This window comes from Streptomyces malaysiense, assembly GCF_000980885.2.
Taxonomy (GTDB): domain Bacteria; phylum Actinomycetota; class Actinomycetes; order Streptomycetales; family Streptomycetaceae; genus Streptomyces; species Streptomyces malaysiense.
On the sequence record NZ_LBDA02000161.1, the window covers coordinates 1 to 517 of the forward strand.

The 517-nt window shown below is 75.6% G+C and carries 1 protein-coding gene; it reads right to left on the bottom strand.

Going from position 1 to position 517, the window contains the following annotated elements; all coding sequences use genetic code 11:
- Window positions 1–39 precede the first annotated feature (39 nt).
- Window positions 40–517, bottom strand: a 478-nt coding sequence (locus VT52_RS34620) for a sulfite exporter TauE/SafE family protein (RefSeq protein ID WP_046429446.1), incomplete at its 5' end; no start/stop codon positions are given.

A 517-nucleotide genomic window follows, 5' to 3' on the forward strand; every position in this document is an offset into this window, starting at 1 on the left:
GCGGCGTGTGCGGCGTGTGCGGCGGGTGGGGGGGAGGGGTCAGAGGAGGGTGTCGGCGAGCATGAAGGCCGCGACGGCGAGGAGTACCCAGGCGAAGACGCGTTGCAGGGTGTTGCCCTTGAGCTTCCTGGAGAGGCGTTTGCCGTCCCAGGCGCCGAGCATGGCCGCGGCGGTGAAGGGGGCGACGACCGCCCAGTCCAGGTGCGTCCCGGTGCCGGCGCGGGCGGCGAGCGCGGCGAGCGAGTTGATGGTGATGACCAGCAGGCTGGTGCCGACGGCGCGGCGCATGGGCAGCCGGAGCACGCTGACCAGGGCGGGTACGGCGAGGAAGCCGCCGCCGACGCCGAGGAAGCCGGTCACGGCGCCGAGTCCGGCGCCGGCGGCGCCCGCCTTGAGCGGGCTCACCGGGGCGGTGGGGTCGGCGGTGGTGCGGGCGGGGCGCAGCATGCGCAGCGCGGCGAGTGCCGCGATGACGGAGAAGGCGGTGGTGAGCAGGGCCTGGGGGATATGGCCGGCG